Origin of the sequence: Bacillus sp. FSL L8-0167 (assembly GCF_038630295.1) — a bacterium.
GTDB classification, from domain to species: domain Bacteria; phylum Bacillota; class Bacilli; order Bacillales; family Bacillaceae; genus Bacillus; species Bacillus safensis.
This window is the reverse complement of sequence record NZ_CP152027.1, coordinates 3,246,500-3,272,637: the sequence shown is the minus strand read 5'-3', so window position 1 is coordinate 3,272,637 and position 26,138 is coordinate 3,246,500. Positions and strand designations below refer to the sequence as shown.

Annotated in this window: 26 protein-coding genes; 10 read left to right on the top strand and 16 right to left on the bottom strand. The window is 42.6% G+C overall.

Annotation, left to right across the window (positions count from 1 at the left end; translation table 11 throughout):
• Window positions 1-180 precede the first annotated feature (180 nt).
• Window positions 181-324: a hypothetical protein gene (locus MHB66_RS16915; protein WP_003214884.1), complete on the top strand. Its 144-nt coding sequence runs from the start codon at window positions 181-183 to the stop codon at window positions 322-324.
• 116 nt (window positions 325-440) lie between these two features.
• Window positions 441-1,760: a UDP-glucose/GDP-mannose dehydrogenase family protein gene (locus tag MHB66_RS16910; RefSeq protein WP_046313015.1), complete on the top strand. Its 1,320-nt coding sequence runs from the start codon at window positions 441-443 to the stop codon at window positions 1,758-1,760.
• Window positions 1,761-1,793: 33 nt separating this feature from the next.
• On the opposite strand, the gene MHB66_RS16905 is transcribed toward MHB66_RS16910, so the two are convergent.
• The 5 genes from MHB66_RS16905 to alsS all read right to left on the bottom strand — a co-directional run bounded on the left by MHB66_RS16905 (window position 1,794) and on the right by alsS (window position 6,063).
• The gene (locus MHB66_RS16905; RefSeq protein WP_046313475.1) at window positions 1,794-2,330 is read right to left on the bottom strand and encodes a chromate transporter; all 537 of its coding nucleotides are present in this window, start codon (window positions 2,328-2,330) and stop codon (window positions 1,794-1,796) included.
• Complete coding sequence (locus tag MHB66_RS16900; protein WP_080943482.1) at window positions 2,330-2,911, bottom strand: chromate transporter; 582 nt, start codon at window positions 2,909-2,911, stop codon at window positions 2,330-2,332. Before MHB66_RS16900 ends, MHB66_RS16905 begins: the two co-directional genes overlap by 1 nt.
• 16 nt (window positions 2,912-2,927) lie before the next feature.
• Window positions 2,928-3,404, bottom strand: a complete 477-nt coding sequence (locus MHB66_RS16895) for an Lrp/AsnC family transcriptional regulator (protein ID WP_046313016.1) — start codon at window positions 3,402-3,404, stop codon at window positions 2,928-2,930.
• Between the two features lie 152 nt (window positions 3,405-3,556).
• Window positions 3,557-4,327, bottom strand: coding sequence for an acetolactate decarboxylase (gene budA / locus MHB66_RS16890; RefSeq protein WP_046313017.1), 771 nt, complete (start codon window positions 4,325-4,327; stop codon window positions 3,557-3,559).
• 35 nt (window positions 4,328-4,362) lie between these two features.
• Complete coding sequence (gene alsS, locus MHB66_RS16885) at window positions 4,363-6,063, bottom strand: acetolactate synthase AlsS (RefSeq protein WP_034281184.1); 1,701 nt, start codon at window positions 6,061-6,063, stop codon at window positions 4,363-4,365.
• A gap of 150 nt (window positions 6,064-6,213) precedes the next feature.
• On the opposite strand from alsS, the gene alsR reads away from it, so the two are divergent.
• The gene (gene alsR / locus MHB66_RS16880; RefSeq protein ID WP_041115537.1) at window positions 6,214-7,101 is read left to right on the top strand and encodes an acetoin biosynthesis transcriptional regulator AlsR; all 888 of its coding nucleotides are present in this window, start codon (window positions 6,214-6,216) and stop codon (window positions 7,099-7,101) included.
• A 59-nt stretch (window positions 7,102-7,160) separates the two neighbouring features.
• Window positions 7,161-7,778 carry a flavin reductase family protein gene (locus MHB66_RS16875; RefSeq protein ID WP_041115538.1) on the top strand — a complete coding sequence of 206 codons (618 nt, stop codon included), beginning with the start codon at window positions 7,161-7,163 and terminating at the stop codon, window positions 7,776-7,778.
• A gap of 36 nt (window positions 7,779-7,814) precedes the next feature.
• Here MHB66_RS16875 and rbsB read toward each other — a convergent pair whose 3' ends face one another.
• From rbsB to MHB66_RS16830, 9 genes are all read right to left on the bottom strand, one after another.
• On the bottom strand, window positions 7,815-8,732 hold the full coding sequence (gene rbsB, locus MHB66_RS16870; protein WP_041108103.1) for a ribose ABC transporter substrate-binding protein RbsB: 918 nt from the start codon (window positions 8,730-8,732) through the stop codon (window positions 7,815-7,817).
• Window positions 8,733-8,745: 13 nt separating this feature from the next.
• A complete protein-coding gene (rbsC, locus tag MHB66_RS16865) occupies window positions 8,746-9,699 on the bottom strand; it encodes a ribose ABC transporter permease RbsC (RefSeq protein ID WP_041115539.1) in 954 nt (317 codons plus the stop codon).
• Window position 9,700: 1 nt separating this feature from the next.
• Entirely contained in the window at window positions 9,701-11,182 is a 1,482-nt protein-coding gene (locus tag MHB66_RS16860; protein WP_041115540.1) for a sugar ABC transporter ATP-binding protein, read from the bottom strand.
• Window positions 11,183-11,197: 15 nt separating this feature from the next.
• A complete protein-coding gene (gene rbsD / locus MHB66_RS16855; protein ID WP_025093920.1) occupies window positions 11,198-11,590 on the bottom strand; it encodes a D-ribose pyranase in 393 nt (130 codons plus the stop codon).
• Window positions 11,587-12,465, bottom strand: coding sequence for a ribokinase (gene rbsK / locus MHB66_RS16850; RefSeq protein WP_041115541.1), 879 nt, complete (start codon window positions 12,463-12,465; stop codon window positions 11,587-11,589). The genes rbsD and rbsK overlap by 4 nt, the downstream gene beginning before the upstream one ends.
• Entirely contained in the window at window positions 12,462-13,448 is a 987-nt protein-coding gene (locus MHB66_RS16845; RefSeq protein ID WP_046313019.1) for a LacI family DNA-binding transcriptional regulator, read from the bottom strand. The genes rbsK and MHB66_RS16845 overlap by 4 nt, the downstream gene beginning before the upstream one ends.
• Window positions 13,449-13,564: 116 nt before the next feature.
• On the bottom strand, window positions 13,565-14,707 hold the full coding sequence (locus MHB66_RS16840; protein WP_046313021.1) for a Ger(x)C family spore germination protein: 1,143 nt from the start codon (window positions 14,705-14,707) through the stop codon (window positions 13,565-13,567).
• Window positions 14,697-15,794, bottom strand: a complete 1,098-nt coding sequence (locus MHB66_RS16835) for an endospore germination permease (protein ID WP_046313023.1) — start codon at window positions 15,792-15,794, stop codon at window positions 14,697-14,699. The genes MHB66_RS16840 and MHB66_RS16835 overlap by 11 nt, the downstream gene beginning before the upstream one ends.
• Window positions 15,784-17,265, bottom strand: a complete 1,482-nt coding sequence (locus tag MHB66_RS16830; RefSeq protein WP_046313024.1) for a spore germination protein — start codon at window positions 17,263-17,265, stop codon at window positions 15,784-15,786. Before MHB66_RS16830 ends, MHB66_RS16835 begins: the two co-directional genes overlap by 11 nt.
• A gap of 755 nt (window positions 17,266-18,020) precedes the next feature.
• Between MHB66_RS16830 and pgsB the strand changes: the two genes are divergently transcribed.
• The 5 genes from pgsB to MHB66_RS16805 all read left to right on the top strand — a co-directional run bounded on the left by pgsB (window position 18,021) and on the right by MHB66_RS16805 (window position 22,351).
• Entirely contained in the window at window positions 18,021-19,202 is a 1,182-nt protein-coding gene (pgsB, locus tag MHB66_RS16825) for a poly-gamma-glutamate synthase PgsB (protein WP_024423670.1), read from the top strand.
• A gap of 15 nt (window positions 19,203-19,217) precedes the next feature.
• Entirely contained in the window at window positions 19,218-19,667 is a 450-nt protein-coding gene (gene pgsC / locus MHB66_RS16820; protein ID WP_024426301.1) for a poly-gamma-glutamate biosynthesis protein PgsC, read from the top strand.
• 18 nt (window positions 19,668-19,685) lie between these two features.
• Window positions 19,686-20,852, top strand: a complete 1,167-nt coding sequence (locus MHB66_RS16815) for a CapA family protein (protein WP_024426300.1) — start codon at window positions 19,686-19,688, stop codon at window positions 20,850-20,852.
• Window positions 20,849-21,019: a hypothetical protein gene (locus MHB66_RS16810; protein WP_087976066.1), complete on the top strand. Its 171-nt coding sequence runs from the start codon at window positions 20,849-20,851 to the stop codon at window positions 21,017-21,019. Before MHB66_RS16815 ends, MHB66_RS16810 begins: the two co-directional genes overlap by 4 nt.
• Window positions 21,020-21,127: 108 nt before the next feature.
• Window positions 21,128-22,351: a C40 family peptidase gene (locus MHB66_RS16805; RefSeq protein ID WP_046313026.1), complete on the top strand. Its 1,224-nt coding sequence runs from the start codon at window positions 21,128-21,130 to the stop codon at window positions 22,349-22,351.
• 56 nt (window positions 22,352-22,407) lie between these two features.
• Here MHB66_RS16805 and MHB66_RS16800 read toward each other — a convergent pair whose 3' ends face one another.
• Together MHB66_RS16800 and MHB66_RS16795 are read right to left on the bottom strand one after the other, a co-directional pair.
• Window positions 22,408-23,289 (bottom strand): Cof-type HAD-IIB family hydrolase, encoded by an 882-nt coding sequence (locus MHB66_RS16800; RefSeq protein WP_200896496.1) that lies wholly within the window; start codon window positions 23,287-23,289, stop codon window positions 22,408-22,410.
• A 208-nt stretch (window positions 23,290-23,497) separates the two neighbouring features.
• Window positions 23,498-24,463: an LCP family protein gene (locus tag MHB66_RS16795; protein WP_025093927.1), complete on the bottom strand. Its 966-nt coding sequence runs from the start codon at window positions 24,461-24,463 to the stop codon at window positions 23,498-23,500.
• Between the two features lie 257 nt (window positions 24,464-24,720).
• Between MHB66_RS16795 and MHB66_RS16790 the strand changes: the two genes are divergently transcribed.
• Complete coding sequence (locus tag MHB66_RS16790) at window positions 24,721-26,085, top strand: sugar porter family MFS transporter (RefSeq protein ID WP_117603441.1); 1,365 nt, start codon at window positions 24,721-24,723, stop codon at window positions 26,083-26,085.
• The last annotated feature ends 53 nt before the right edge of the window (window positions 26,086-26,138 follow it).

The window sequence follows — 26,138 nt, the reverse complement described above, 5'->3', positions numbered from 1 at the left end:
CGCTCCTAACCAAGTAAAAGATTCCAATTCTTTTATTATAGCTCAATGGGGATTCATAAAAAAGTTTTTCATGAAAATGGTCATAAATTTCAAAAGCTGTCGAATGATGTAATAGAGTATTGCATAAACCAACCTTACAGCATATAATAATGAAATTAGTGGAATCGAAAGGATACAGACATGGATAATAAGGGTTTAAATCAAGAAGAATTTTTAAAGATTTTGATGTACGCTCATGATATTGGTGAAAATTCAAATGATGTCACAACAAAAGAAATGCTTGAAAATCTGATTGCTCATATTCGAAATGGTCTTGTTTCATAAAAGTGACCCCCTGCTAGTGATGGCAGGGGGTTTTTGTATGCTTTTAAGAATGGAATGAAAGCTCCCGGCATACGATGTCATTACAAGCATAAGGAGTATGGGGAGCTGATGGTGTCATGAATATTGCGATTGCAGGCTGTGGGTATGTGGGGCTTGTGACAGGTGTGTGTTTAGCGGAGGCAGGACATGATGTCACGTGTATTGATATTGACCGCCGAAAGGTCATGCAGCTGAAACAAGGAAATCCCCCAATGTATGAGCCAGGGTTAAAAGAGCTATTGAAACGCAATCTTGAGCAGGGACGAATTCATTTTCACATAAATGGAGCGGAAGTCTACCCGCGGGCAGATGTGTTAATGATTGCAGTCGGCACCCCGCAGCAGGCAGATGGCCAAGCTGATTTACAGTATGTGTTTCAGGCTGCAAAAGAGATGGGGATAAAAGCAAAGTCAGGGGCGATCCTTGTGGTGAAAAGTACGGTGCCTGTTGGAACGGGTGATCAAATCGATCAGTTGATCCATCAAGAATTAGGACGGAAGGAGCCGCTAGCGATTGCATCTAACCCAGAATTTTTACGGGAAGGCTCTGCCATTTCAGATACATTGAGGGCGGACCGGCTTGTGATTGGAGCTGAAACAAAAGTCGTATTAGATCAGCTGGAGGAGATGTATGCTGATTTCCACCTTCCAATGGTCAAAACAGACCGTAAAAGTGCTGAAATGATCAAGTATGCATCAAATGCATTTCTTGCGACAAAAATCAGCTTTATGAATGAGATTGCCTCCATTTGTGAAAAAACAGGTGCTGATGTTGAATGGGTGGCGCAGGGAATGGGGCTTGATCAGCGGATCGGTTCGTCCTTTCTCAGAGCGGGCATTGGCTACGGTGGTTCTTGTTTTCCAAAGGATACAAATGCACTTGTCCAAATTGCAGGGCATGTGTCCCATGATTTTGAGCTGCTAAAGGCTGTCATCAAAGTAAATAATGAGCAGCGGGCAGGTTTTATCCGAAATATTCAGGATCGGCTGGGTGCCGCTCTTGAAGGAAAGCGAATTGCGCTTCTTGGTCTGTCCTTTAAACCGAATACAGACGATATGAGGGAGGCACCATCTATTTCGATCGCTCATGAGCTCCATCAATTAGGTGCGGAGCTTGTGGCATATGATCCTGTTGCTGCCAGGCATGCAGCTCGCGAGCTGCCGGATCAAGTCTTATTTGCTCAAACGATTGAAGAAGCGATCAAGGATGCTGATGCGGTCTGTCTATTAACAGAGTGGGCGGATATTCAGTCGTTTCCACTTGCTTCCTATAAGAAATGGATGAAGCGGCCGCTTATTTTCGATGGACGAAACTGTCATACACTTGAAGCGGCAGAACAAGCTGGGGTCGAGTATCATTCGATTGGGCGCAGATCAGTTTCTCCAATTTATATGTGAAAGAAAACCGATAACAGTGAATGTTATCGGTTTTTATGAATGCGGCAGAATGAATCCGCCATATAAGAAAGCAGCCACAATCAGAAAGGCAGGGTGCAGCTTGAATTTGGTCATGAAGAAAAAGGAGATCGCGGCAATGGCGAGCGATTGCGTCCAGCCGATGGCTTTCACTGCATCTCCGCCGATTTCCCATGTTAATAAAAGCATCATCATCGCAATGACGGGCTGAACGGATAAGGTCATGCCTTTTACGACGGGAGATTGACGAAAACGGTCAATCAGCTTGAGCAATAAAATTAGCCCAACAGCAGACGGCAGTACAGTGGCAAGCAGTGCCACGATAAAGCCTGGCCAGCCCATGACGTCATAACCGACATATGCTGCAATCTTCGTAGCGATTGGCCCCGGCAGTGCATTGGCTAAAGCCAGCATATTGGAGAATCCTTCGTTCGTCATCCAATGAAAATGATTGACAATTTCTTCATAATTGAGCGGGATTGATGCAGGACCACCGCCATATCCTAATAGATTAGATAAAAAGAATGCCCAGAATAAAAAGAGAATCAGGATCATGAAGACACTCCTTTCTCTTTATTTGGCCGATTCCAATGATTTTTCAGTTTAAAATGAAAAGCGCCATAAAATAAAAAGATCATCACGATGATTCCTGGATGAATGGACAGCACTTGCAGTCCAATAAAGGCAAGAAGGAATAGAGCGATCCCGAAGATCATGCCGAATCCTTTCAGCGTTTTTTGTCCAAATTCATATGCCATGATGCCTAACAGAACGGCAATGACAGGGGTCACAGCGCCAATCATATTTTGAATGATTTGTGAGGAGCTTAAGACGCTGACAAGTGTGACAAGGGCTACCATGGCGAGACAAGTAGGTAAAATATGAGCAGCTGTGGCAACAATTGCGCCAGATACACCCTTTAATCGATAGCCGAGGTATGCTGACATTTTTGTTGCGATCGGGCCTGGTAAGGCATTGGCGATGGCGAGTGTTTCTCCGAATTCGTCATCGTTGATCCATTGGTATTTCACCACCGCTTCATGGCGAATAAGCGGTATGACGGAAGGGCCTCCGCCAAAACCGAGAATACCGGTTCGCACCATAGCGATAATGAGTTCGATATATGATTGCAAGTGGTTCAACTCCTGTCTACAATTTCATGCCCATGCGGCTTTTGTATCGTTTAATGAGCATTTGGCAGTCCACACTGACGACGCCTTCTAAGGGGTATAGCTTTTTTGTCAGGAAAGTCTCCATTTCCTGTTCATGTTGAAAAATGCCATGCATATGCAGCTTGCTTGGTCCTGTCATGTGATAAAGACTTGTGACAGCCGTTTCCTTTTCAAGCTGAAGGGCAACCGCTTCTAAAAATTTTGGCTCTACCTCTACATTAAAGAAGACAGAGACATGAATGCCAACCTTCACGGGGTTAATTACAGCGGTGAATCGTTCAATGACCCCTGCTTCAATGAGCTGCTGAATGCGGGCTTGCACGGCAACACGTGACAGACCAACCTGTTTGCCGAGATCTGTATAAGACATACGCCCGTCCTCGTGTAATAGGGATAAAATTTGTTTATCTCTTTCGTCTAATGTTAGGTTTGGAATGCTATAGTCTTTTGACACCGTATAACCACCTTTCTTCTGTTGATATTCTATCATATTTCATTACGAATAGACTGGATAATTTCTATTTTGCTATCGAAACGAAAACATCACGTGCAAGAAATCATCTTTGTGCATAAAAAAACACCCCGGAATCAACGGGGTGTCTTCATTTATTGATCTGGGCTGCTTTCTGCACTGGCAATTTGCTGTGCAAGATCAGCTCGATCAATGTCTGCTTGGAAGAATTCCTGCGTATTTGGCAGGTGTAAATTCATATGGCGTTTTTGAGAAATGCGGATGGTGACTTGATCAACGGTGTAATCAAATACGTGTCCGCCAACACTTCGATCTTCATCAATAAAATGAAGATGATATCCACTCACCGCAATGCCGTGTGCGTACTGCGGTGTACGGAAGCCTGCGATCGTACCTTGAATATCCTCAAAGTCGAAAATAGGCTGAGACTTGACTGCTTCTACCATCGGAACGTAAGGTTTTTCCTGTTTTTCAACCGTACGTGTTTGAACCTTTTTGAATGATCCATCAATGCGGACCGCATAAAAGATATTCTTACTTGGTAAAATGCGGTCGATTTCTTCTTCAAGTTCTTTGGACGTCATAGGTGCATCAATTCGATGAACGATATCTGTTTCAAAGAATGCTAGAGAGCAGAATGGTGAATAATCTTGAGCAGTGACCGGTGTCGCTGTTCCATCCGAGCGCAGCCGGTAGAATGCGCCGTCAAAGCCGATCAGTTCTCCATCTAATTGATTGAATGTACCGATGCCAAAATCACCGTGTTCAGGAATATGTGCGAGGGAGAAATCTCCATCATATACGGCTTCCAGCAGGGAGGTCATTGTCGATACTTGATAGACCTCTTGCTGTTTGTCATGCTGTCTTGTGTCATTCTGTTGATTCATTGGGTGCATCATACCCATAACCGTTCACTCCTTTAATGTAATGTATCGAAGTCTTATCTGACGTTCATTGCATGTTTTTTGCGAAAGACTTCTGGCCATTTTTGACTGGCGAGGTCAGGGTTGTCTTGATAGTCAATCGGAATATCAATAATCACGGGTCCTTCTATGTTTATACCCTTTTGAAGGACGGTTGAAAGCTCCTCGGGTGAGTTGACCCTTAGTCCAGTCGCTCCAAAGCTTTCCGCATATTTCACTAAATCGATTTGCCCGAATTCAACGCAGGATGTACGGTCATATTTCATTTCCTGCTGGAACGCGACCATGTCGTATGTGCTGTCGTTCCAAACAAGGTGAACGAGGTTTGTTTTCTTCCGGACTGCTGTTTCTAACTCCATTGCGGAGAAGAGAAAACCGCCATCACCTGAGACCGAGATAATCTTTTCATCTGGATTCATGATAGAAGCCGCAATTGCCCATGGTAATGCGACGCCTAATGTTTGCATGCCGTTACTCACCAGGAATGAGTTCGGTTCATAGACGCGGAAGTGACGGGACATCCAAATCGCGTGAGATCCGATATCACACGTGACCTTCGTGTCATCAGGAATCAGACGTCTCAATGTATGAATGACATCCAGTGGATGAGATCGATGACTTTCTCTTTCTGGTGTCTTTTCGATGTCGCTTAATAGCTCCTGTAATTCAGTGACTAATTCTATGTTCTCTTTGCTTAAAGAAAGGGGAACACTGTCATGCGCGAGATGTTTGACGGTTTCAGAAATATTGCCTACAAGCTCAAGCGCTGGCTCATAAAAATGGTCAATATCTGCCTGCATGTCATCAACATGGATGATCTGACGCTGCTGCGGCTGAAGATTCCAATGCTTCGGATCATATTCAATTGGATCAAAGCCAATGGTCAAAAGGACATCTGCATGTTCAATGAGAAAATCACCCGGCTGATTACGGAATAAGCCGATTCTGCCTACATATTGAGACTCGAGCTCTCTTGAGAGAACGCCGGCTCCTTGATACGTTTCAACAAATGGGATACCAAGTGTTTTTAATAATGCTCTTGTGGCATGTGCAGCAGATGGACGACTAGCTTTCATTCCCACAATCGCAATAGGTAAGTGTGCATTTTGAATTTTGGCGATAGCCGAACTGATGAGAGCATCTGGTGCAGGACCTAATTCTGGAGAAGGGTGAGCAGACACTGGTGTTTGTGTGGTGTGTTCTGTCACGACATCTTGTGGAAAGCTGATAAATGCTGCTCCAGCCTGCCCTTTTTGTGCCGCGCGAAAAGCATTTGTTAATGCTTCTGGTATATTGTTTACGTCTTGTACTTCAACGCTATATTTTGTGACTGGTTTGAATAATGCCGCATTGTCGAGTGATTGATGTGTTCGTTTCAGACGATCTGCACGAATGACGTTTCCAGCGATTGCGACAACAGGATCACCTTCTGTATTGGCTGTTAATAGACCTGTTGCTAAATTAGATGCACCAGGACCTGATGTGACGAGACAAACACCTGGTTTGCCAGTTAAACGTCCGACAGCGGCTGCCATAAAGGCTGCATTTTGTTCGTGTCTGCATAGGACAAGCTCTGGACCTCTGTCTTTTAATACATCAAATACAGCGTCAATTTTTGCACCTGGAATCGCAAAAACATGGGTCACACCTTGAGCAATCAGCGTATCGACAATCAACTCTGCTCCTCGTCTTGTTAGGGGTTGTGCTTGAGATTTCATTTACCCCGCACTCCTTTCGGCAAGTAAAATTTTTTATGAAAATATATTTTCATGATATGATTTACTATACATTTCATAAAATAAATTTTCCAATATATGTTTAACGTGGTTTTGATATGTTTCACGAATAAGTGTGTGAGGAGTGAAAGGATGGAACTGAGACATTTGCAGTATTTTGTCACAGTAGCGGAGGAGCTGCATTTTGGCAGAGCAGCCGCGCGGTTGAATATGACACAGCCTCCACTTAGTCAGCAAATTAAGCAGTTTGAGGAAGAATTGGGTTTTCCTTTATTTCACCGGTCGAAGCGGGTGGTGGAGCTAACAGCAGCTGGAAAGGTCTTTTTACATGAGGTTCGGGGAGTGCTGCAGCATCTTGATAAAGCCGTTGATCATGCCCGTCATACAGCAAGAGGAGAGCTGGGGAAAATCATCATAGGTTTTGTTGGAACGGCGACGTATGATATTCTGCCGCCCGTTGTACGTGAATTCAGGGAGCTGTATCCCTCTGTCAGTATTGAATTGCAGCAGCTTTCTGTTCCGCAGCAGCTAGAGGCACTTTTAAATGGTGAGATTGATATCGGTTTTTTACATCCTACACCGCCGCATGAAGAATTAGTGAGTCGTTTGATGAAGCAAAGTGAATGTATTTTTGCGATTCCAAAAAATCATCGTTTGGCTAATAAAGAGACGGTCGCGATTGAAGATATCCGGCATGAACCGATTATTTCTTTATCACAGGAATCATGGCCGTCTCTTTATCAGCACTTTGTCCTGCTATGTGAAAAGTACGGGTTTTCTCCAAATATCGTGCAGGAAGCGGCGGAATATCAAATGATCATTGGCCTCGTCACAGCAGGGATCGGTATTGCAGTGATTCCAAAATCAGCCCGGCGTTTATTTAATCTGGATGTTGTATATCGGGCCATTGAGGATGAACAGCTTCTGGCGGAATGGACGATTTCCTATAGACGTGAAAATCATAATCCTGCTTTATTTCATCTGGTCCACCATATCCTGCATCGCACCGAGCTGGAATAAGAGGTATAGGGAACGGGTTATGGTATGATGTCGTTACATTAAAAGGAGGCGTACCTGAATTGATTACATTGCAAATGGATCAGCTGTCACGAAAAGAGGCATATAAATTATTATCTGGATCTATCGTTCCAAGACCGATTGCGTTTATTACAAGTCTGTCTAAAGAAAATGTCGTCAATGCCGCACCATTTAGTTTCTTTAATGTCATCAGCGGACACCCGCCGCTCATTGCGGTTTCTATCGGACGACGTGATGGTCAGATGAAAGATACTGCGCAGCATATCATTGACAGGGAAGAGTTTGTCGTCCATGTGAGTGATGAAGACATGATAGAAGATATTAATGAAACAGCTGCTACATTGCCTCGGGAAGAGAGTGAGCTGGATCGCACCGGACTTCATCAAGTAGAGAGTCATGTCATTTCAGTGCCGGGAATCAAGGAAGCGCGCATTCGTTTTGAATGTCAGCTGGAAAAACATCTGACCTTTCAAAATGATGAAGGGGAGATCACAGTTGATCATATCATTGGCCGGGTTGTATGTGCACATTTAGATGAGGGTGTTTATGATGCAGAAAAAGGCTATGTTTCTACTAATGAACTGAAACCAGTTGCTCGCCTAGCAGGTAATGATTATGCCCATTTAGGCACGTCATTTGTGCTGAAAAGACCACAGTAATAGGAAAACCCCCGAGGGAAATCGGGGGTTTTCTGTTTATTTCTTCTGTTCTAGTTTGAGTGGAGCTGCGATGTTCTTTTGTACCTTTTTCCCTTTTAATACGTCGTTTGCAGCACCGACTGCCAGTTGACCGATCAGCTCAGGCTGCTGCGCGACTGTTGCAGAGAGCTTTCCTGCTTTGATTGAGCTGAGTGCATCTTCGTTTCCATCAAAGCCAACGACAAGAATGTCTTTCCCAGAACTTTGAATCGCTTCTAGTGCGCCAAGAGCCATTTCATCATTATGGGCAAAAACGGCTTTGATGTCAGGGTTTCCTTGAAGGAGGTTTTCCATGACATTCAGTCCTTTTGTCCGGTCGAAGTCGGCAGCTTGTTTTGCTGTCACTTTTAGATCTTTATCCGCTATTTGATGGAATCCTTTTCCACGCTCACGTGTAGCGGAAGCGCCTGGTACGCCTTCTAATTCAGCGACTTTTGCTCCTTTGCCAACCTTGTCGATGATAAAGTTAGCTGCCATTTCACCGCCTTTGACGTTATCTGAGGCGACAAGTGCTTCTACCTTTCCACTTTCGGCTGAACGGTCTAATGTGATGACAGGTATATCAGAAGCGTTTGCTGATTCGACAGCGGTTGATATGGCAGATGAATCCGCTGGGTTGATAAGCAATGCGTCGACGCCTTGCTGAATAAGGTCTTCAACATCACTTGTTTGTTTAGCTGAATCATTTTGTGCATCTGCAATCACGACTTCAATGCCTAGCTTTTTCGCTTCTTTTGTCACACCGTTTTTCAGAGAAACGAAGAATGGGTTATTTAACGTCGAGATCGACAGCCCAATTTTGATGTCCTTTTTCTTGCCATCCTTTGATGACTTGGCCCACTCCGGCGGTTCAAGTGAGCAGGCAGAAAGCATGAACAATGAGAGAGTCAGGATGAGAATAAGATATTTTTTCATAGCGGCTGCCTCCTTAAGCAGATTTCTTTCTGTCTAATAGGACTGCAATCAAGATGACAATCCCTTTCACAACAGATTGATAGAATGATGAAACGCCAAGTAAGTTCATACCATTGTTCAGGACACCGATAATGAGCACCCCGATGAGTGTGCCGACCATTCGTCCTCTTCCGCCGGACAGGCTTGTCCCGCCAAGTACGACGGCAGCAATGGCATCAAGCTCATAGGACGTACCAGCTGTTGGCTGCGCTGAATTTAGGCGAGATGTTAAGATTGCACCTGCTAAGGCAGACATGAAGCCTGCTAATGAATAGATCATAATTTTCACGCGTGGTACTTTGATTCCTGAGATGAGAGCCGCCTTTTCATTCCCGCCGATGGCATATGTTCTTCTGCCGAAAGGTGTTTTATGAAGCAGTACCCAAAGTACGATAAAGGTGAGAAGCATCGTGATCGCTGGAACAGGAATGCCTAAGAAATATCCGCGGCCGAATAACTGAAATGCATAGTTAGAGCCAAGCCCAGTAATCGGGTTTCCGTCTGTATACACGAGTGTCAAACCTCTGAAAATTGTCATCGTGGCAAGCGTTGCGATAAATGGAGCCATCTTGCCTTTTGTGATTAAAAGACCGTTGATCATCCCAAGAACGGCACCGATGATACAGCCGACGATAATGGCTAAAATCGGATCCATGCCAGAAACGATAAAGCCGGCAGTCAGGGCACTGGACAGTGCAAGAATAGCACCGACTGATAAATCAATACCTCCAGTTAAAATAACAAACGTCATGCCAAAGGCAATGAGGGCATTAATGGAGATTTGTCTCAGTAAGTTTAAGATGTTTAATGGCTCTAAAAAGGCCGGGTTTAAAATAGAAACAATGGCAACAAGGATGATGAGTCCTAAGAATGGCCCAAGCTTTTGCATGATGTGATCAAATCGTCCATTTGAAGTAAGTGGTTTCATGTTACTTCCCTCCTGTAGCTAGTGTCATAATTCGTTCCTGCGTTGCTTCTGCTTTGTCTAATTCTCCGCTGATGGTTCCTTCATGAATGACGAGCACCCGGTCGCTCATCCCGAGTATCTCTGGGAGCTCAGAGGAGACCATTAAAATGGCAACACCTCGATCGGTCAGCTCATTCATTAACTGATAGATTTCTCGTTTCGCTCCGACGTCGACACCTCGTGTCGGTTCATCTAAAATCAAGACCTTCGGCTGTATGCCGATCCATTTGGCGATGACGACTTTCTGCTGATTTCCACCAGACAGGCTTCGGGCAGAGATGTCAGAGGAAGCCGTTTTAATCGTCAGTCGTTTGATGAGAAGGTCGACAAAATCCTGTTCAGTTTTCTTATCAATCAGTCCCTTTGGAGAGAAGCTTTTTAAGTTTGGCAGACCGATGTTTTCCCGGATGGATGCATCAAGCATCAATCCTTCATCCTTGCGATCCTCTGTGATAAAGCCGATGCCGAGCTTGACGGCATCACTTGGTTTTTTAATAACAGCCTTTTTTCCATGAACCCATATTTCTCCTTGATCAAGAGGATCAAGACCAAAGAGCGACCGCATCATTTCGGTCCGGCCAGCACCCATTAAGCCTGCAACACCAACGATTTCTCCAGCTTTAACTGAGAAGCTGATATCTTGAAATTGTCCTTTTCTCGTTGCTTGTTTCACCTCAAGGACAATGTCTCCTGTAGAAGGCGTTCGCTCAGGATATCGATCTGTCAATTCACGGCCGACCATTTTTTTGACGACCTCATGGAAATTCGTTTCAGGTATGGCTTTCGTATCGACCGTTTTCCCATCACGCATGATCGTAATACGGTCACAGATTGCAAAGATTTCCTCCATACGGTGAGAAATATAGACTATGGAAACGCCTTCTTTTTTGAGAGATTCAATGACCTGGAAGAGCTTCTCGATTTCCCGTTCCGTAAGAGCTGCTGTCGGCTCATCCATGATGATGACCTTTGCATCGGTCATTAATGCTTTTGCAATCTCAATCATCTGTTTTTGTCCAACAGAACAGCTGCCTGCCTCTTGTTCAAGTGAGAGATTCACAGACAAACGGTCCAGCTGCGTTTGGGCGAGGGTCTTCATTTTCTTAGTATCTAGCAGTCCGAGTTTCGTATAGATTTCTTTCCCGATGAATAGGTTCTCCAAGACGGTCATATCCGGCCATATGTTGAGCTCCTGATGAATGAAGGCGATGCCATGCTCCTCCGCTTCCTTTGGATTTTTGAAAGCGGTTTCTTTTCCGTCGATTTGTATCGTTCCTTGATCTAAAGAATAAAGACCTGTAAGCAGATTCATTAAAGTTGATTTTCCCGCACCATTTTCACCCATGAGTGCGTGGACTTCGCCTGTGACGAGGTCAAAGGAGACCCCGGAGAGAACGGTGTTTTTTCCAAAAGCTTTATGGATGTTATGCATCTCTATGTTCATATCTGGCTCCTCCTTTTAAAAGATGACACCGGCATGAAGAATGCAGTTTGCGTATGGGGTGGCTTCACCCGTTCGAATGACTGCTTTTGCCTGTTTGGTCATGTCTTTGAACGTCTCGTGGTCTACTTCATGTAACGGTTTTGAGAGCGCTTTCTTAAGAAATAAATGATCTCGTTCATTGGCTTCTTTGATTTCACTAGCTACAGTGATGTTTTCAACGGCCATTTCCTGAAGAAGGAGGGAGGTGACCTCCTGAAAGGATGGTGTGCCGATTGATAATGCCAGGTCGATTTTGACTGGACCTTCTGGGATAGGGAGACCACAGTCTGCGATGACGATTGTATCTGTGTGGCCAAGGTCAGCAAGCACCTTGGCGATATGGCTGTTTAGGATGCCGTTTTTTTTCATTTCTTTTTCTCCAATTCTTCTCTTGTTGGCATGCCGCCTTGTGCGCCAAACTTTGTGACGGACATTGATGCTGCAAGGTTGGCAAAGGCAAGTGCGTCATAGAGGGTTTTGCCTTCTGTTAGAGCGACAGCCAAGGCTCCGTTAAAGGTATCGCCAGCCCCTGTTGTATCGACTGCTTCGACAGGAACGCCTGGAACCAACACGTCTTTCGTTCCATCAAAATATCGAACCCCATTTTTTCCTTCTGTGATTAATAATTTGTTAGGGTATTGACGCAAGGCATCTTCAATTGGCAGACCATCAAACATCAGAACAGCTTCATGTTCATTCGGTGTAATGTAAGCAGCCTGATCTAAAACCTGCTTCGATACTTTACGGGCTGGTGCAGGGTTTAAAATGACAGGGATTTCTTTTTCACTGCAAATGGCGCAGACCGCTTCGACCGTTTCTTCAGGTATTTCCTGCTGGATGAGAACCATCCCAATATCATCAATTGTAGAAAGAGCATCACTTACATAGTCAGGAGTGACCTCGTCATTTGCCCCTTTGACCACAACAATGCTGTTATCACCTTCTGCTAAAATGATATGAGCTGTGCCGCTTTCCATTTCGGTAACCGGTTTCATATAGGAGGTACGGACACCTTGTGCTTGTAAATTGCTGAGAATATCATGGCCATAAGCATCATCACCAACTCGGCCGACGATATATACATCTGCACCGAGTCTGGCGCTTGCGACTGCCTGATTGGCACCTTTCCCGCCTGGGACCGTTTTAAACGATTCGCCTAAAACCGTTTCACCGGCATTTGGCCGTTTATCTGAAGTGACGACTAAATCCATTGAACAGCTTCCTACTACAACAATATGACTCATTGTGAATCCACCTTTCTTGTGGTCTCTCGTTCAATAAAAGAGACGGGCATTTGAATAACTGGTTGATCTATCGGTTGTTTCTGAATCGCTTTGATTAACAGCTGTGCCGCTTCTTTTCCCATCTCATAGGCCGGCTGCCTTATGGTCGATAGGGAAGGGAAGAGCAGTTCACTTTGCGGAATATCATCAAATCCAATGATTTGAACGTCTCCTGGAATCGCTTTTCCGATTCGAAGCGCTTCATGGATGACCGCTGTTGCGACGATATCGTTGCTGGCAATGATCCCATCAGTTTCAGGGTACAGCTGGAAAAGGGCCTTGGCGCTTTTTCGGGCTTCTTGAAAGGAAAAGGAAGCATTAGACATCACATGAAAGTCGACACCTGTTTCCGTGAGAACATCGAGTGCGCCTTTGAATCGCTGCCGCGCTGTTTGCAGATGGGCAGGTCCTTTTAACAGTGTGATCTGCCGGCTGCCGCGTCTGATTAATTCCATTGCCGCCATTTTCCCGCCAGCTGCAGCATCTGCAAAAACAGAAGGTGCATGTGGAACCGTTCGATCTAAAAACACAACAGGCAGATCATCATCATTGTATATATCTGATTCAGGTTCATTTGTGACCGCGATGACACCGACCACTTGATTTTGTTTAAAGGTTTGCAAGTACGCCATTTCTTTCTCTCGATCTTCATCACTGTTTCCGAATAATAACCGAAAACCGTGCGCATGAATCTCATCCTCAACGCCTCTAGCAAGCTGAGGAAAGAAGGGGTTTGTGATATCAGGCAAGATTAAGCCGATTAAGCGTGATTCTCTTTTGAAAAGGGATCTAGCCACTTCATTGGGAAAGTAGTTCAACTCCTGCATCGCTTGCGTCACACGGGTTTTCGTATCAATATGGACGTATCCAGTATCATTGAGCACGCGTGAAACAGTCGCAACTGACACTTGAGCAGCTTTTGCAACATCTTTAATTGTAGTCAATGGAGTGCCTCCCTTCGTCGGTGTGTAACCGTTTACGCAAATAGATTATCACGAAAGCATCGAAAAGACAATCTTAAAAAAATAAAAAAGAAAAGAAAGATAACTTCTTCCTTTTCTTAACTAATAATGCCTGTTTGTGTAATATTCACTTTGATTTTTGGAATGATTTTTACTTTTGGATAATCGGTGATCCAATTCATTTTCATATACTCATCATAATGTTTAACCCTATATTTTCTGCCGAGGCTTAACACGTCAGAATTCGCATCTTGCAGGGCAGCGACAATTTTTTCTGCTTCTTTTGTCAAAATGACTGAAAGCCTTTTGTTTAGCATTTTAATTTTTTTGTCAGTATCTAGATTATCTTTTGGGTATTCGAGGACAGAGGTTGTGAATTCATATTCGAGTGAGAAAGTTAAGTTTCGATGGTCAGGATTCACAATATTGATATCCCTCTTTGAATCAGTGACTTGAATGGTGATGTAATTGTTTTCTTTTGATTTCATGTCACTTCTGACTTTTTTAGTGAAGTTCGCATACTTGCCTATTTTTCCATCCATAACGGTGAGCAGAATGGCATCTTGCCCATATAGCTCGCCTTTCTTTTTCTCATTATCAAAAAGGGCTACCCCCTTCACATTGATTAACTTTTTCGACTGATCAAAGTGGAGTAACGGCAGTGTGAAATCTTCACCGGTTTGCAGCATTTTGGATCGGACACTTTGAATGTTTTTAGGTGCTACTTGGGAGGAACGAGATGCAGTCGTGATTAAGTTGTTTAAATAGTCACTCACAATGAGTTTTTCCTTGAGCAGCTGGTTGATTAATTCAACACAGGTCCCCCCTTGGACGACGGCAAGATTTGCAAGAAGGGGGCTTTTCGGATCACGATAGAACATGTCTAAGTAAGGCAGAAGGCGATTTTGGGCAAATTCATCACCAATCAGCATGACACGCATTTTTGACATGTCTATTTTTTGATCCACAATCCGGCTGAAGTTGGTTCTTGCTTTTCTTAAAGTAGGTGCTTCAGTGGTGAGAAGAGTGGTTAAATAACTGCCTGTATTTCCTTGCGCCATACTCTGAGACTGCTGCACCTTTCGATAAGTAATCGAGAATTTCGCATTGTCATTCTCTCCTTGATCAACAGTGGAGGTTAAAATAAGAGAGATATTTTTTAATAAATTTTGATCCCAGCAGCCAGGCATGAATATGAGAGAAACACATGTAAGCAGCGTCAGCATGTATTTATGACGCATGTGATTTCACCTTCCCTTTGCGATGTTTGATAAAGATGATAATGGCCATAAAGATTGGGAGTGTGTAAATAAATGAATATTGAGCTATGGTGGTAAATTCATTAAATCGCTGAATTCTAAAGTTATCATTTGCTAAAAAGCAGCTAACGGCATAGATCAAAATGGCAAAATAATAAACGAATTTTTTGTGCTCTTTTTTTTTGAAAAGGCTGGACACACCGTTTGCACAGAAGTAAAGATAGTTGCTGAGTGTGGCAAGAATGACAAATACCCAGAAACTGAGAAAAATCAAGTCTGTCCGCTCAATCACACCGAATGAAATGGTTTTTAATAAATAAAGAACAGGACTTGGAATCACATTCAGCTCAATCGGACTAAAAAACATAAAACAAATCAATGTAATAAATAGGTAGTAAAGCGTCGTGCATATATTTGAAATGGTCATCACCTTGTACCTTACTTTGATGCCCCCTTTCATAAATGGTGAGATAATGAGGATCATCTCAAATCCATTCATCGATAGAACGACGTCTTTTAATCCAAGGGAAACTTGTGAAAGGTTCGTTTGGAAAAAAGGCATGAGATAGTCGATATTGGTCCCTTTTAACGAATAGAACATTAAGAGAGACAGCATGAGTAAAAAGGGAGTCAAAATAAAGTTATACCTGACAATCGCTGCAATTTTTTCTTTTGCAATATAGATAATGGATATCATCATTAGAAGGTTAATGATCCAGTTGGGTGTAAGTGGCAGCACCCAAATACCAAGGGTTCTTGTGAAAATGGCGAGCACGACGATGCAAACCGAGGCGAAGTACACTGTATAGAGCGCCACCAATGTCCGTCCGATCCATTTTCCAAACACCTCAATTAATGCTTGGAAAAACGATGTTTCTGGATACTTTTGGATAATATATAAAAAAATAGTGTTGATGATTTGGATGAAAAAACAGGCTAATATAATCGCCATCCAGCCGTCGTGTCCCATATCTTTCATCAGCAAATGGGGGAGAGCTAAAATACCGACACCAATTTGAGATTGAATGATAAAAAAGACAGCTTGAGGTGGGGATATTTTATTTTTCATCTTTATTTTTCCATCCTCTCAAATTTTCAATTTGCTCTTTCTTTTGCGGATTTAAATAAACAGGGCGATTTTTGTACATCCACATTGGTAATCGAATCACAGTATCTTTTAAGTCCTGCCAGTTGAATGGAGCAACAGGTGATAAATATGGAACGCCTAATGATTCTAGGCGGCATAAATTCATCAGTACGATAGAAAGACCAAAAGAAATGCCGATAAAACCAAACATTGATGCCATGAACATGAGCGGGAAACGAAGCATTCGAATGGTTGCTGTCATTTCAAAGGAGGGGAGCACAAAGGAAGCAACAGCCGTCACTGCGACCACAATGACAAGGACATTCGAAATGAGTCCTGCTTGTACAACGGCGTCCCCGATGACCAAACCACCTACGATCCCTATGGTCTGACCAATTGGTTTTGGCAGACGCACTCCGGCTTCTCGTATGAGTTCGATGGTAATCTCCATCAGCATCGCTTCTATCAAAGGAGGGAAGGGTATCCCGATAATTGAATTTTTCATCGTAATGGCTAATTCATCTGGGACAACTTCATAATGAAAGCCGATGACGGCGATGTAAAAAGATGGAAGAATGACTGCGATGATACAGGCAAGATAGCGGAGAATGCGGATAAATGTAGCTGGAATCCAGCGGCTATTATAATCATCTGGTGATTGAAAGAAGCTAAAGAACGTAATAGGCAGAATGATGGCCATTGGGCTGCCATCCATCAGCACGACAATTCTCCCTTCTAGAATCGCTGATCTCACTTTGTCAGGCCTTTCTGTGTCAATGATCTGTGGGAAAATGGAATACGAATCATCCTCAATCGCTTCTACAATAGCACCGGGGCTTAGCAGCGTGTCTACTTTAATAGAAGAAATTCGTTTATTGACCTCGTCTATCTTTTCTTGATTGGCAATATCAGAAATATAAACTGTCGCAACCTTTGTTTCAGATTTTGTGCCGACCTTATGATATTGAATGGCGAGCTTCCGGTCATTTAAATGCGAACGAAGCAAATAAATATTGGTATCCAGACTCTCAACAAACCCATCATGTGCGCCCGCAATAATACTCTCAGAAGAAGGTTCAGAAATGGAACGCAGCGGCGGTTGTCCAACGGCAAATAATTTAATCTGGGAGGATTTCTCATCAAGGAAGGCAATACTTCCTGCAATAATGCTGTCGACAATCAGCGTTAAGTCTCCTGTTTCGAGTGTACTAAGAGATTTTGTATAGTTCTGCTTTCCGGGAGGGCCCAACAAGTTGCCGATAATGAAATCATTTAGTTTTCCTTCATCTATTCTTGTTTTAATAAAAAACAGTGCAGATTTCGTTTCATTCACCATTAATTCTCGGTACTCAAAATCGCCGCTTTGCTGAAATGTTTTTTTCAGGATACGGATTTTTTCCTCGAAGCTGCCTGATAAAAAATGCAGGCGTGTTTGCTCATTGGTGTTTGGCATCTTTAGCCTCCTCTCACAGATTTTTAAGCATAGTGTAAGCCGAGAAGCGAATTTTATTCGTCATTTTTGGGGAAAGCATGACATGATCCGACAATTTTGAACACCTTTCAACTAAAATCTTGTTAAAAATGTTAAGAAATGATGAATCTTGATAAAAAGAAATGAATAATGTTTCATTGTTTAGGTCATAAGGAGCGAATCTCGTAAAGAGAAACCATAACGAAATGATTAAATTTTTACATCTTATCCCAATTTTTTGTGACCTGAAAATAAGCAGATAACTTGATTTTTTGAGAGGTGACCTTTGTCATAGGTCAACACACAGCATTCTGACTAATGAGGATGACTTTCTAACCTGTTCATTTAAATGTATAAAACATTCCAAAACATGCGCTATTCATTTAAAGCGCTGATATGACTGATGTTATAGAGAAGAGCGGGCTTTAAAACATTGATTCAAAATACATCTTAATAATTGTCAAAAAATTTAGGGAGAAAAGGACAAAAGATTTTCGGATCATTGATGGTAACGCTTTCTCATGAATTCAGCAGAAATTCAGATTGATTTTTGTCCGCCTTTTGGCCTTTTCATTTAAAGGATGGGTAGGCAAAAAAGCCTTCTGATTAGAGGAATTTGGCATACGAGGAAGTGAAAGATTATGTTACATAATACCGATTGTGATTTTATGCTGAACAGATATACTGTTGATTGAATTTACATATCACACTCATAAAAAAAGGAGATGTAGATAGCGATGTGGTTAATCGTTATAGCCTGTGTCATCATGTTAGGGATTGGCTTTATTGAAAAGAAGCGTCATCAGAAAAATATCGATGCCCTGCCGGTGCGCGTCAATATTAATGGTATTCGCGGAAAGTCTACCGTCACAAGATTGACAACCGGTATCTTAATGGAGGCAGGTTATAAAACTGTCGGTAAAACAACGGGAACGGATGCAAGAATGATTTATTGGGATACGCCAGAGGAGAAACCGATTAAAAGGAAACCGCAAGGACCGAATATCGGAGAGCAGAAAGAAGTTATGAGAGAAACAGTTGAAAGAGGAGCAAATGCCATCGTCAGTGAATGTATGGCGGTCAATCCAGATTACCAAATTATCTTTCAGGAAGAGCTGCTTCAAGCAAATATTGGCGTGATCGTAAACGTTCTTGAAGACCATATGGACGTTATGGGGCCGACACTTGATGAAATAGCAGAAGCCTTTACAGCGACAATTCCTTACAATGGACACTTGGTTATTACGGATAGTGAATATACAGATTTCTTTAAAGAGATTGCGAAAAAACGCAACACAGAAGTCATTGTTGCGGATAATTCCAAGATTTCCGATGAGTTTTTGCGGAAATTTGAGTACATGGTTTTCCCAGATAATGCTTCACTTGCACTTGGTGTTGCCCAAGCATTAGGGATTGATGAAGATACGGCATTCAGAGGAATGTTAAATGCGCCGCCTGATCCAGGAGCGATGAGAATTCTCCCATTAATGGACGCGAAAACACCTGGACACTTTGTAAATGGATTTGCGGCAAATGACGCAGCATCTACATTGAACATTTGGAAGCGTGTGAAAGAAATTGGATATCCAACAGATGAACCGATTATTATTATGAACTGCCGTGCGGATCGGGTAGATAGAACGATCCAGTTTGCGGAGGATGTACTTCCATATATTGAAGCAAGTGACCTTGTCTTAATTGGTGAAACAACTGATCCAATTGTGAAGGCATATGAGGAAGGGAAAATTCCGGCTGACCACTTACACAACCTTGAATATCAATCTACAGAAGAAATTATGAATATGCTTGAGAAAAAGCTTCATAATCGAGTGGTTTATGGAGTCGGCAATATCCATGGTGCCGCTGAACCGTTAATCGAAAAAATTCAAGAATACAAAATTAAGCAGCTTGTCAGCTAGGAGGAAATATAGAAAATGTTCGGATCAGATCTTTATATCTCGTTAATTTTAGGTGTTCTACTTAGTTTAATCTTTGCAGAAAAAACAGGAATCGTACCGGCTGGACTTGTTGTCCCGGGTTATCTGGCGCTCGTATTTAACCAGCCAGTCTTCATTTTAATCGTCTTATCTGTCAGCTTGCTTACGTATGTGATCGTTCGCTTTGGCTTATCAAAATTCATGATTTTATACGGACGCAGAAAGTTTGCTGCGATGCTGATTACAGGGATTGCCTTAAAGCTGATATTTGATTTCTTCTATCCAGTGGTCCCATTTGAAATAGCAGAATTCCGCGGAATTGGAATCATCGTCCCTGGATTGATTGCAAATACAATTCAAAAGCAAGGACTTACGATTACCCTTGGAAGCACGTTACTTCTAAGTGGTGCAACATTTGCCATCATGTATGTTTACTATCTATTTTAAGATAAGGTGTGTCCAATGATGAATAAAAAATTGAGCTTTCAGGAAAAGCTGCTGAAAATCACAAAGAATCAAAAGAAAAAGACGAATAAACACGTACTCATTGCTTTACCGATCGTCATTGCTTGTACATTTCTATTTACGTTTATCGGGAAAGCACAAGTGCCAACTGTACAAAAAAATCCAGAAAACATCCTGACCGCTTCGTTTGTCGGTGACATTATGTTTGGAAGAAACGTAGAGAAAGTAACAGAACGCTATGGAAAAGAGCATCTCTTTCGTTATGCCAAGCCATATTTTGATGTGTCAGATTATGTGACAGGTAACTTTGAGCATCCTGTTGCATCAGATAAGGAACAGGCAGCCCAAAAGAATATTCATTTAAAAACAGATGAAGATTCTGTCCAAGCGTTGAAGGATTTAAATTTCTCTGTCTTAAACTTTGCGAATAACCATGCGGCAGACTATGGTGAAAAAGGGCTGAACAACACGATCAATGCCTTTGAACAAAATGGCATGGATTATACAGGTGCAGGTCGTAACCTCCAAGATGCGAAGCAGAACATTTCGTACAAAGAAGTAAATGGTGTCAAAATTGCTACACTTGGTTTTACAGATGTGTATGGGAAAGATTTCAAAGCAACGAATCGCCAGGCGGGTATTCTGCCAGCCGATCCATCTATCTTTATTCCGATGATTTCGCAGGCTGCTGAAAAGGCAGATCTCGTCGTTGTTCATGCTCACTGGGGACAGGAGTACAACAATGAAGTAAACGACAGACAAAGAGAATTGGCAAGAGCGATGTCTAAGGCCGGAGCTGATATCATTATCGGTGCTCATCCGCACGTCCTTGAACCAATGGAAGTCTATAACGGAACAGCGATTTTCTATAGCCTAGGCAACTTTATTTTTGACCAAGGCTGGTCAAGAACACGTGATTCTGCACTTGTTCAGTATCATCTGAATGAAGATGGAAAAGCGACATTTGAAGTTGTCCCAATGTACATCAAAGAAGCAACACCTGCTCCAGTAAAAGCAGGATCTCTAGAATCAAAAGCCATTATCCGTATGCTGACCAATGGAACGAATGCGGATTGGAAAGAAAAAGACGGACACATTTTCTTTGAAGTAGATCACGCTGATAAAGTTAAAAACTTAAAAGAAAACGGAGGGAAAGAGAAGAAATGAAATTCCTAAAAGCAAGCTGGCCGTTTGTTGCGTTAATTTTAGTCTTTGTCTTTATGTCTGCTTTTAAATTTAGTGACAGTCTGACAGATCACGAAAAACAAAAGATTTCGGTTGAAATGCAGAAAATTGAACAGCAAAAGCAGTCAAAAGCGGAAGCAGGTAAATAACCTAAAAAGGATAAAGGGCACGCACATCGCGTGCTCTTTTTTTGTCGAAATACGGTGTAAAATGAAAGGTGTCATGTCGAAACTATAGAAGATTGGAGGGAAAGGATCATGAAATGGAAAGGAATATTGATAGGAGGGTGTGCGCTTGTAGGGCTGATGTTCATGTCTCAATCAGCGGTATCTGCTCAAACACCATCTCTTTTGGAGCAAGCGGAAAAGCTGATTGGAACACCTTATCATAAAGGAGGAACCGATCCAAAAACGGGCTTTGATGCATCTGGGTTTATTCAATATGTGTACAAGACATCCGAAACATTTGATTTGCCGCGGAAGGTAATCGACCAATATCAGATTGGAAAAAAGGTATCATGGGATAAAGCGCAGCCCGGTGACCTTGTGTATTTCCGAAGCCTTGAAGAAACAAAGGATATCCCAACACATGTGGCGTTGTACGCGGGGAACAATCAGGTCATCCACATCACGCTTAGTCAAGGTGTGGTGAAAACGGATGTCAGCAAAAGCAAATATTGGACAGACCGATTTTATGCGGTCAAACGCCTGCCCGGCACGCAAGAAATTTCTGATGATCCTCTTGTGAAAGATGCGCTGACCTATTTAGGAATTCCTTATGAATTTGGAGGAGCAGATCCAAAGACTGGATTCGACTGCTCAGGATTTTTACAGTATTTATTTGAAAAATCACTTGGAATCTATTTACCTCGAAGTGCTGAACAGCAGTGGATCGTTGGAGAAACAGTGGCATTAGACGATATCCGCCCTGGGGATTTTGTCTTTTTTAGCAACACATATAAGCCCGGAATTTCTCATGTAGGTATGTATATTGGAGGCGACCGCTTTATTCATGCGAGCCGTTCTGAAAGTGTGACAATTTCTTATTTGTCTGAATCGTATTGGCGCGAGAAATGGACAGGTGCGAAACGGTTAACAGATCTGGAGCTTGCGAAAGAGGACCCTATCGTATCAAAAGCCGCTACCTATATTGGTGAAGTCCCTTATGTCAAAGGCGGTACGAACCCAAAGGAAGGATTTGATACAGCAGGGTTCACGCAGTACGTGTATCAAGAAGTGCTTGGCATTGAGCTGCCCCGCTATGCATCAGGTCAAGTCAAAGCAGGTACACCTGTGAAACGTTCTGAGCTTCAGCCGGGAGATCTTGTCTTCTTCAGCGGAACATCATTGATGCCGGCGATATATGCAGGATCCAATCAAGTCATTCATGTGACTGTCTCAAACGGTGTTGTCTTAACCAATATGAAAACAAGTACGTACTGGAAGGACAAATATGAAACGGCTGTTAGAATCAAAAAATAAAGAAAAAGCCCGATCAATACTTGTATCGGACTTCTGGACTTCTCTCTAGGCGCTGATCAGACAAGCGTCTTTTTTTCATGGAATTGATTTTGTAAAAGAAGATCAATAAAATAAGCGACACCGTCTTCATGATTTCCTTTTGTGATGAAGGTGCTCTTTTCTTTAATGACATCAACAGCATTCCCCATTGCAATGCGGTGGCCTGCTTCTTCAAACATAGAAAGGTCGTTTGGGCTGTCACCAATTGCATAAATATGTGAGCGCTCTACACCATAATGGGCTGCGAGCTTTTTCAGGGCATGTCCTTTTCCAGACTCTTTTGGCAGCACCTCAATAATATGCTTTCCAGACGAGGTCAATGAAAGCTCGGGCATGTCTGCCAGAAGATTTCGTGCTTCGTTCAGTTTGTTCATATCAAAAGAGAAGCAGAGTAATTTATAGGTCGGTTCGTTCGACTCAAAAATCTCACGGATATCATCTACTGGTTTGATGCCAAATTGTTTAAATTGCGTCATGGCTCCTTCCCATAGATCAGCGAGATCCTCATTTGGGTTTGCGCTTTTGATCAGATCAAATTCTGCTTTCAGCTTCTCTTTTCCATCAAAAGGAGAGAGAAGAGCATCATCTGTATAGACTTCAAAGTAAATGTTTCGTTCCACTAATGCCTTTGCAGCCCGATTGCCCGCTTCTTGGTCCAATGTGATACGGCTGAAGAGCTCGTATCCTTCTGTATGGACAGTCCCGCCGTTTGCCGCAATAATGGGGATGTCCAAATCGCCAAGCAGCTCCTTTACATCAAAAGTTGCCCGCCCTGTACAGATGGTCACAATATATCCAGCTTCCTTTGCACGAATCAATGCCTCACGGTTTTGAGCGGATATTTCACTTTTTGTATTTAAGAGTGTACCGTCTAAATCAATTGCAATCATTTTTTTCATCGCTGTCAAATCCTCCTTCATTCATGCAATAGCCTCTTCAAAGTATGTACGATTTTCTTCATTCTCATAAAAAAGGAAGGTTGATTCCTCTCTATCAAGGCTAAACAAAAATGAGTGAATGATCAAGGAAATAAGACAAAGGGCTAAAATCAAGATCATTTTAGCCCTTTGTCAACAATCTAAAAGCGCCCCAAAGGGACGCTTTTATTTATGATAATTCAAGCTGCTTCTTCAATTCTGTTTTTACTTCGTTCAGCTGGTTTTGATCCAATTGGAAATAATAAACGCCGTTTGGCTGGTAATCCGATCCTTTAAGCTGAATGGTATCAACCGATTTCAATGAAGTCAGAAGCGGGAAAAGACCGACTAACTCCTTCATAGAAAGGGTGGTTGACACATTATCACCGAGTGTATCAATGATATTGTCGTATGACGGAATAGATGTTAATGATTTTGATTTATCAAAAATGGCTTTTAATACTTCCATTTGTCGCTGTCCACGCATTAAGTCACTATCTGCTTTTCTCGTTCTCACATATGCGAGCGCTTGATCACCATCTAGTGTATGAGTTCCAGTTTGAAGCACAACCTTGCCTTTTGTATCCTTTTTAATCTGTTTCACAAGATACTCATCCTTGATGTTAATAGGAACACCGTTTAATTCGTTGACGATTTCTTTAAACGCTACGAAATTACTTTGGATGACAAAATCGACCGGAATATCTAGTAAATCTTCAACTGTGCTCACTGTTAAATCTGCACCGCCAAATGCGTGTGCGTGAGTAATTTTATCAAAACCGTGGCCTGGAATATTAACGTATGAGTCCCTAGGAATGCTTAATAATTTAACGGTTTTATTTGTGCGGTTAATGGTTGCCAACACCATTGCGTCACTTCGTGCTTGTTTCACTGTTTCGCCCGGTCTGCTGTCAATTCCAAGCAGCAAGACAGAAAAACTGTCTTTTCCTGGATCGAATGCTTCAATTCGTTTCACAGATTGTGCGCCGCGATCAAGAGATACTTGAGCCTTTTTAGCAGCATTGGTTATTTTATAGTAGGCATAGCCTGTGACTGAAGCCGTTGTCAGTAAAAGAATACTAATGATAAAAAGAGTGACTTTCACCCATGGTTTTAAACGCTTTTTTCCTTTGCGTTTACTTCGTGATTGATCCATATATTTTAAACCCTCGCTATGATTTTATAGTAAAGATGTCCTTCTTTCTGCTTACAAACTAAAACAAATATACCTTAAAACGGGATATAGTGCGACATTTTTTTCACTAACGCTTAATTGACGTTTCCTTCTCGTAAAAAGTTTCAAAGATACACAAATGAAATATATTTGTCATAAAACATCGAAATGTTTGAAATGACAGGAAGTGAGGAAAATGACTTTTCATAGAGTACAGAGACAAAAGTGGGGTTATGTATATGAAAAATCGGAATGGATGGCTTTATTTCTTCGGCGCCCTTGGCGGTGCCTTATATGGCTATGATACAGGTGTCATCTCTGGCGCCATCTTATTTATGAAAGAAGATTTAGGTTTAAATGCGTTTACAGAGGGGCTTGTCGTCAGCTCGATTTTAATCGGGGCGATGCTTGGTTCCTCTCTTTCTGGAAAGCTGACAGACCAATTTGGGCGGAAAAAAGCCATCATCGCCGCAGCTATTTTGTTTATTATCGGTGGATTTGGTACAGCTCTCGCCCCGAATACGGAAGTGATGATCTTATTCCGAATTGTACTAGGGCTCGCTGTCGGGTGCTCGACAACGATTGTTCCATTATATTTATCTGAACTTGCGCCAAAGGAATCACGAGGGGCACTGTCCTCTTTAAACCAGCTCATGATCACATTTGGTATTCTTCTTGCCTATATTGTGAACTACGCTTTAGCGGATGCAGAGGCATGGCGCTTGATGCTTGGAATTGCGGTTGTTCCTTCTGTTCTTTTATTATTCGGGATTTTGTTTATGCCGGAAAGTCCCCGCTGGCTGTTTGTCCACGGACAGGCTGACCGTGCGAAGGAGATATTATCTAAACTCAGAAAAAGTAAGCAAGAAGTGGCAGAAGAAATTTCAGATATTCAAAAGGCGGAAAGTGAAGAGAAAGGCGGTTTTAAGGAATTATTTGAGCCATGGGTACGCCCAGCATTGATTGCTGGTGTCGGCCTTGCCTTTCTGCAGCAGTTTATCGGTACAAATACGATCATTTACTATGCACCAAAAACATTCACAAGTGTTGGCTTTGGGAATTCAGCAGCGATTTTAGGAACTGTCGGAATTGGTGCAGTGAATGTCATCATGACGTTTGTTGCCATTAAAATCATTGACCGTGTAGGGCGTAAAGCGCTGCTCCTATTTGGGAATGCAGGAATGGTCCTTAGTTTAATTGTCCTGTCAGTGGTCAACCGATTTTTTGAAGGATCAACAGCAGCAGGATGGACAACCGTTATTTGTTTGGGTCTCTTTATCGTCATCTTTGCTGTCAGCTGGGGTCCTGTCGTTTGGGTGATGCTTCCAGAGCTGTTCCCAGTACATGTCAGGGGAATCGGTACAGGTGTCTCGACCTTCCTTCTTCATACAGGAAATTTAATCATCTCGCTGACATTCCCAGCTTTATTAAGCGCGATTGGCATCAGTAATCTCTTCCTCATTTATGCGGTCATTGGCGTAGTCGCCTTCTTATTTGTAAAATACTTGGTGACCGAAACGAAGGGGAAAAGTCTTGAAGAAATTGAAGAAGATTTAAAAAAGAGAAATCGTGCCGTCACAAGTGGCGAAGGAAAAACGGTATGAACGATGGCCAGCTGCCGTGTGCAGCTGGTTTTTCTATGTTAAACAAACGTTTA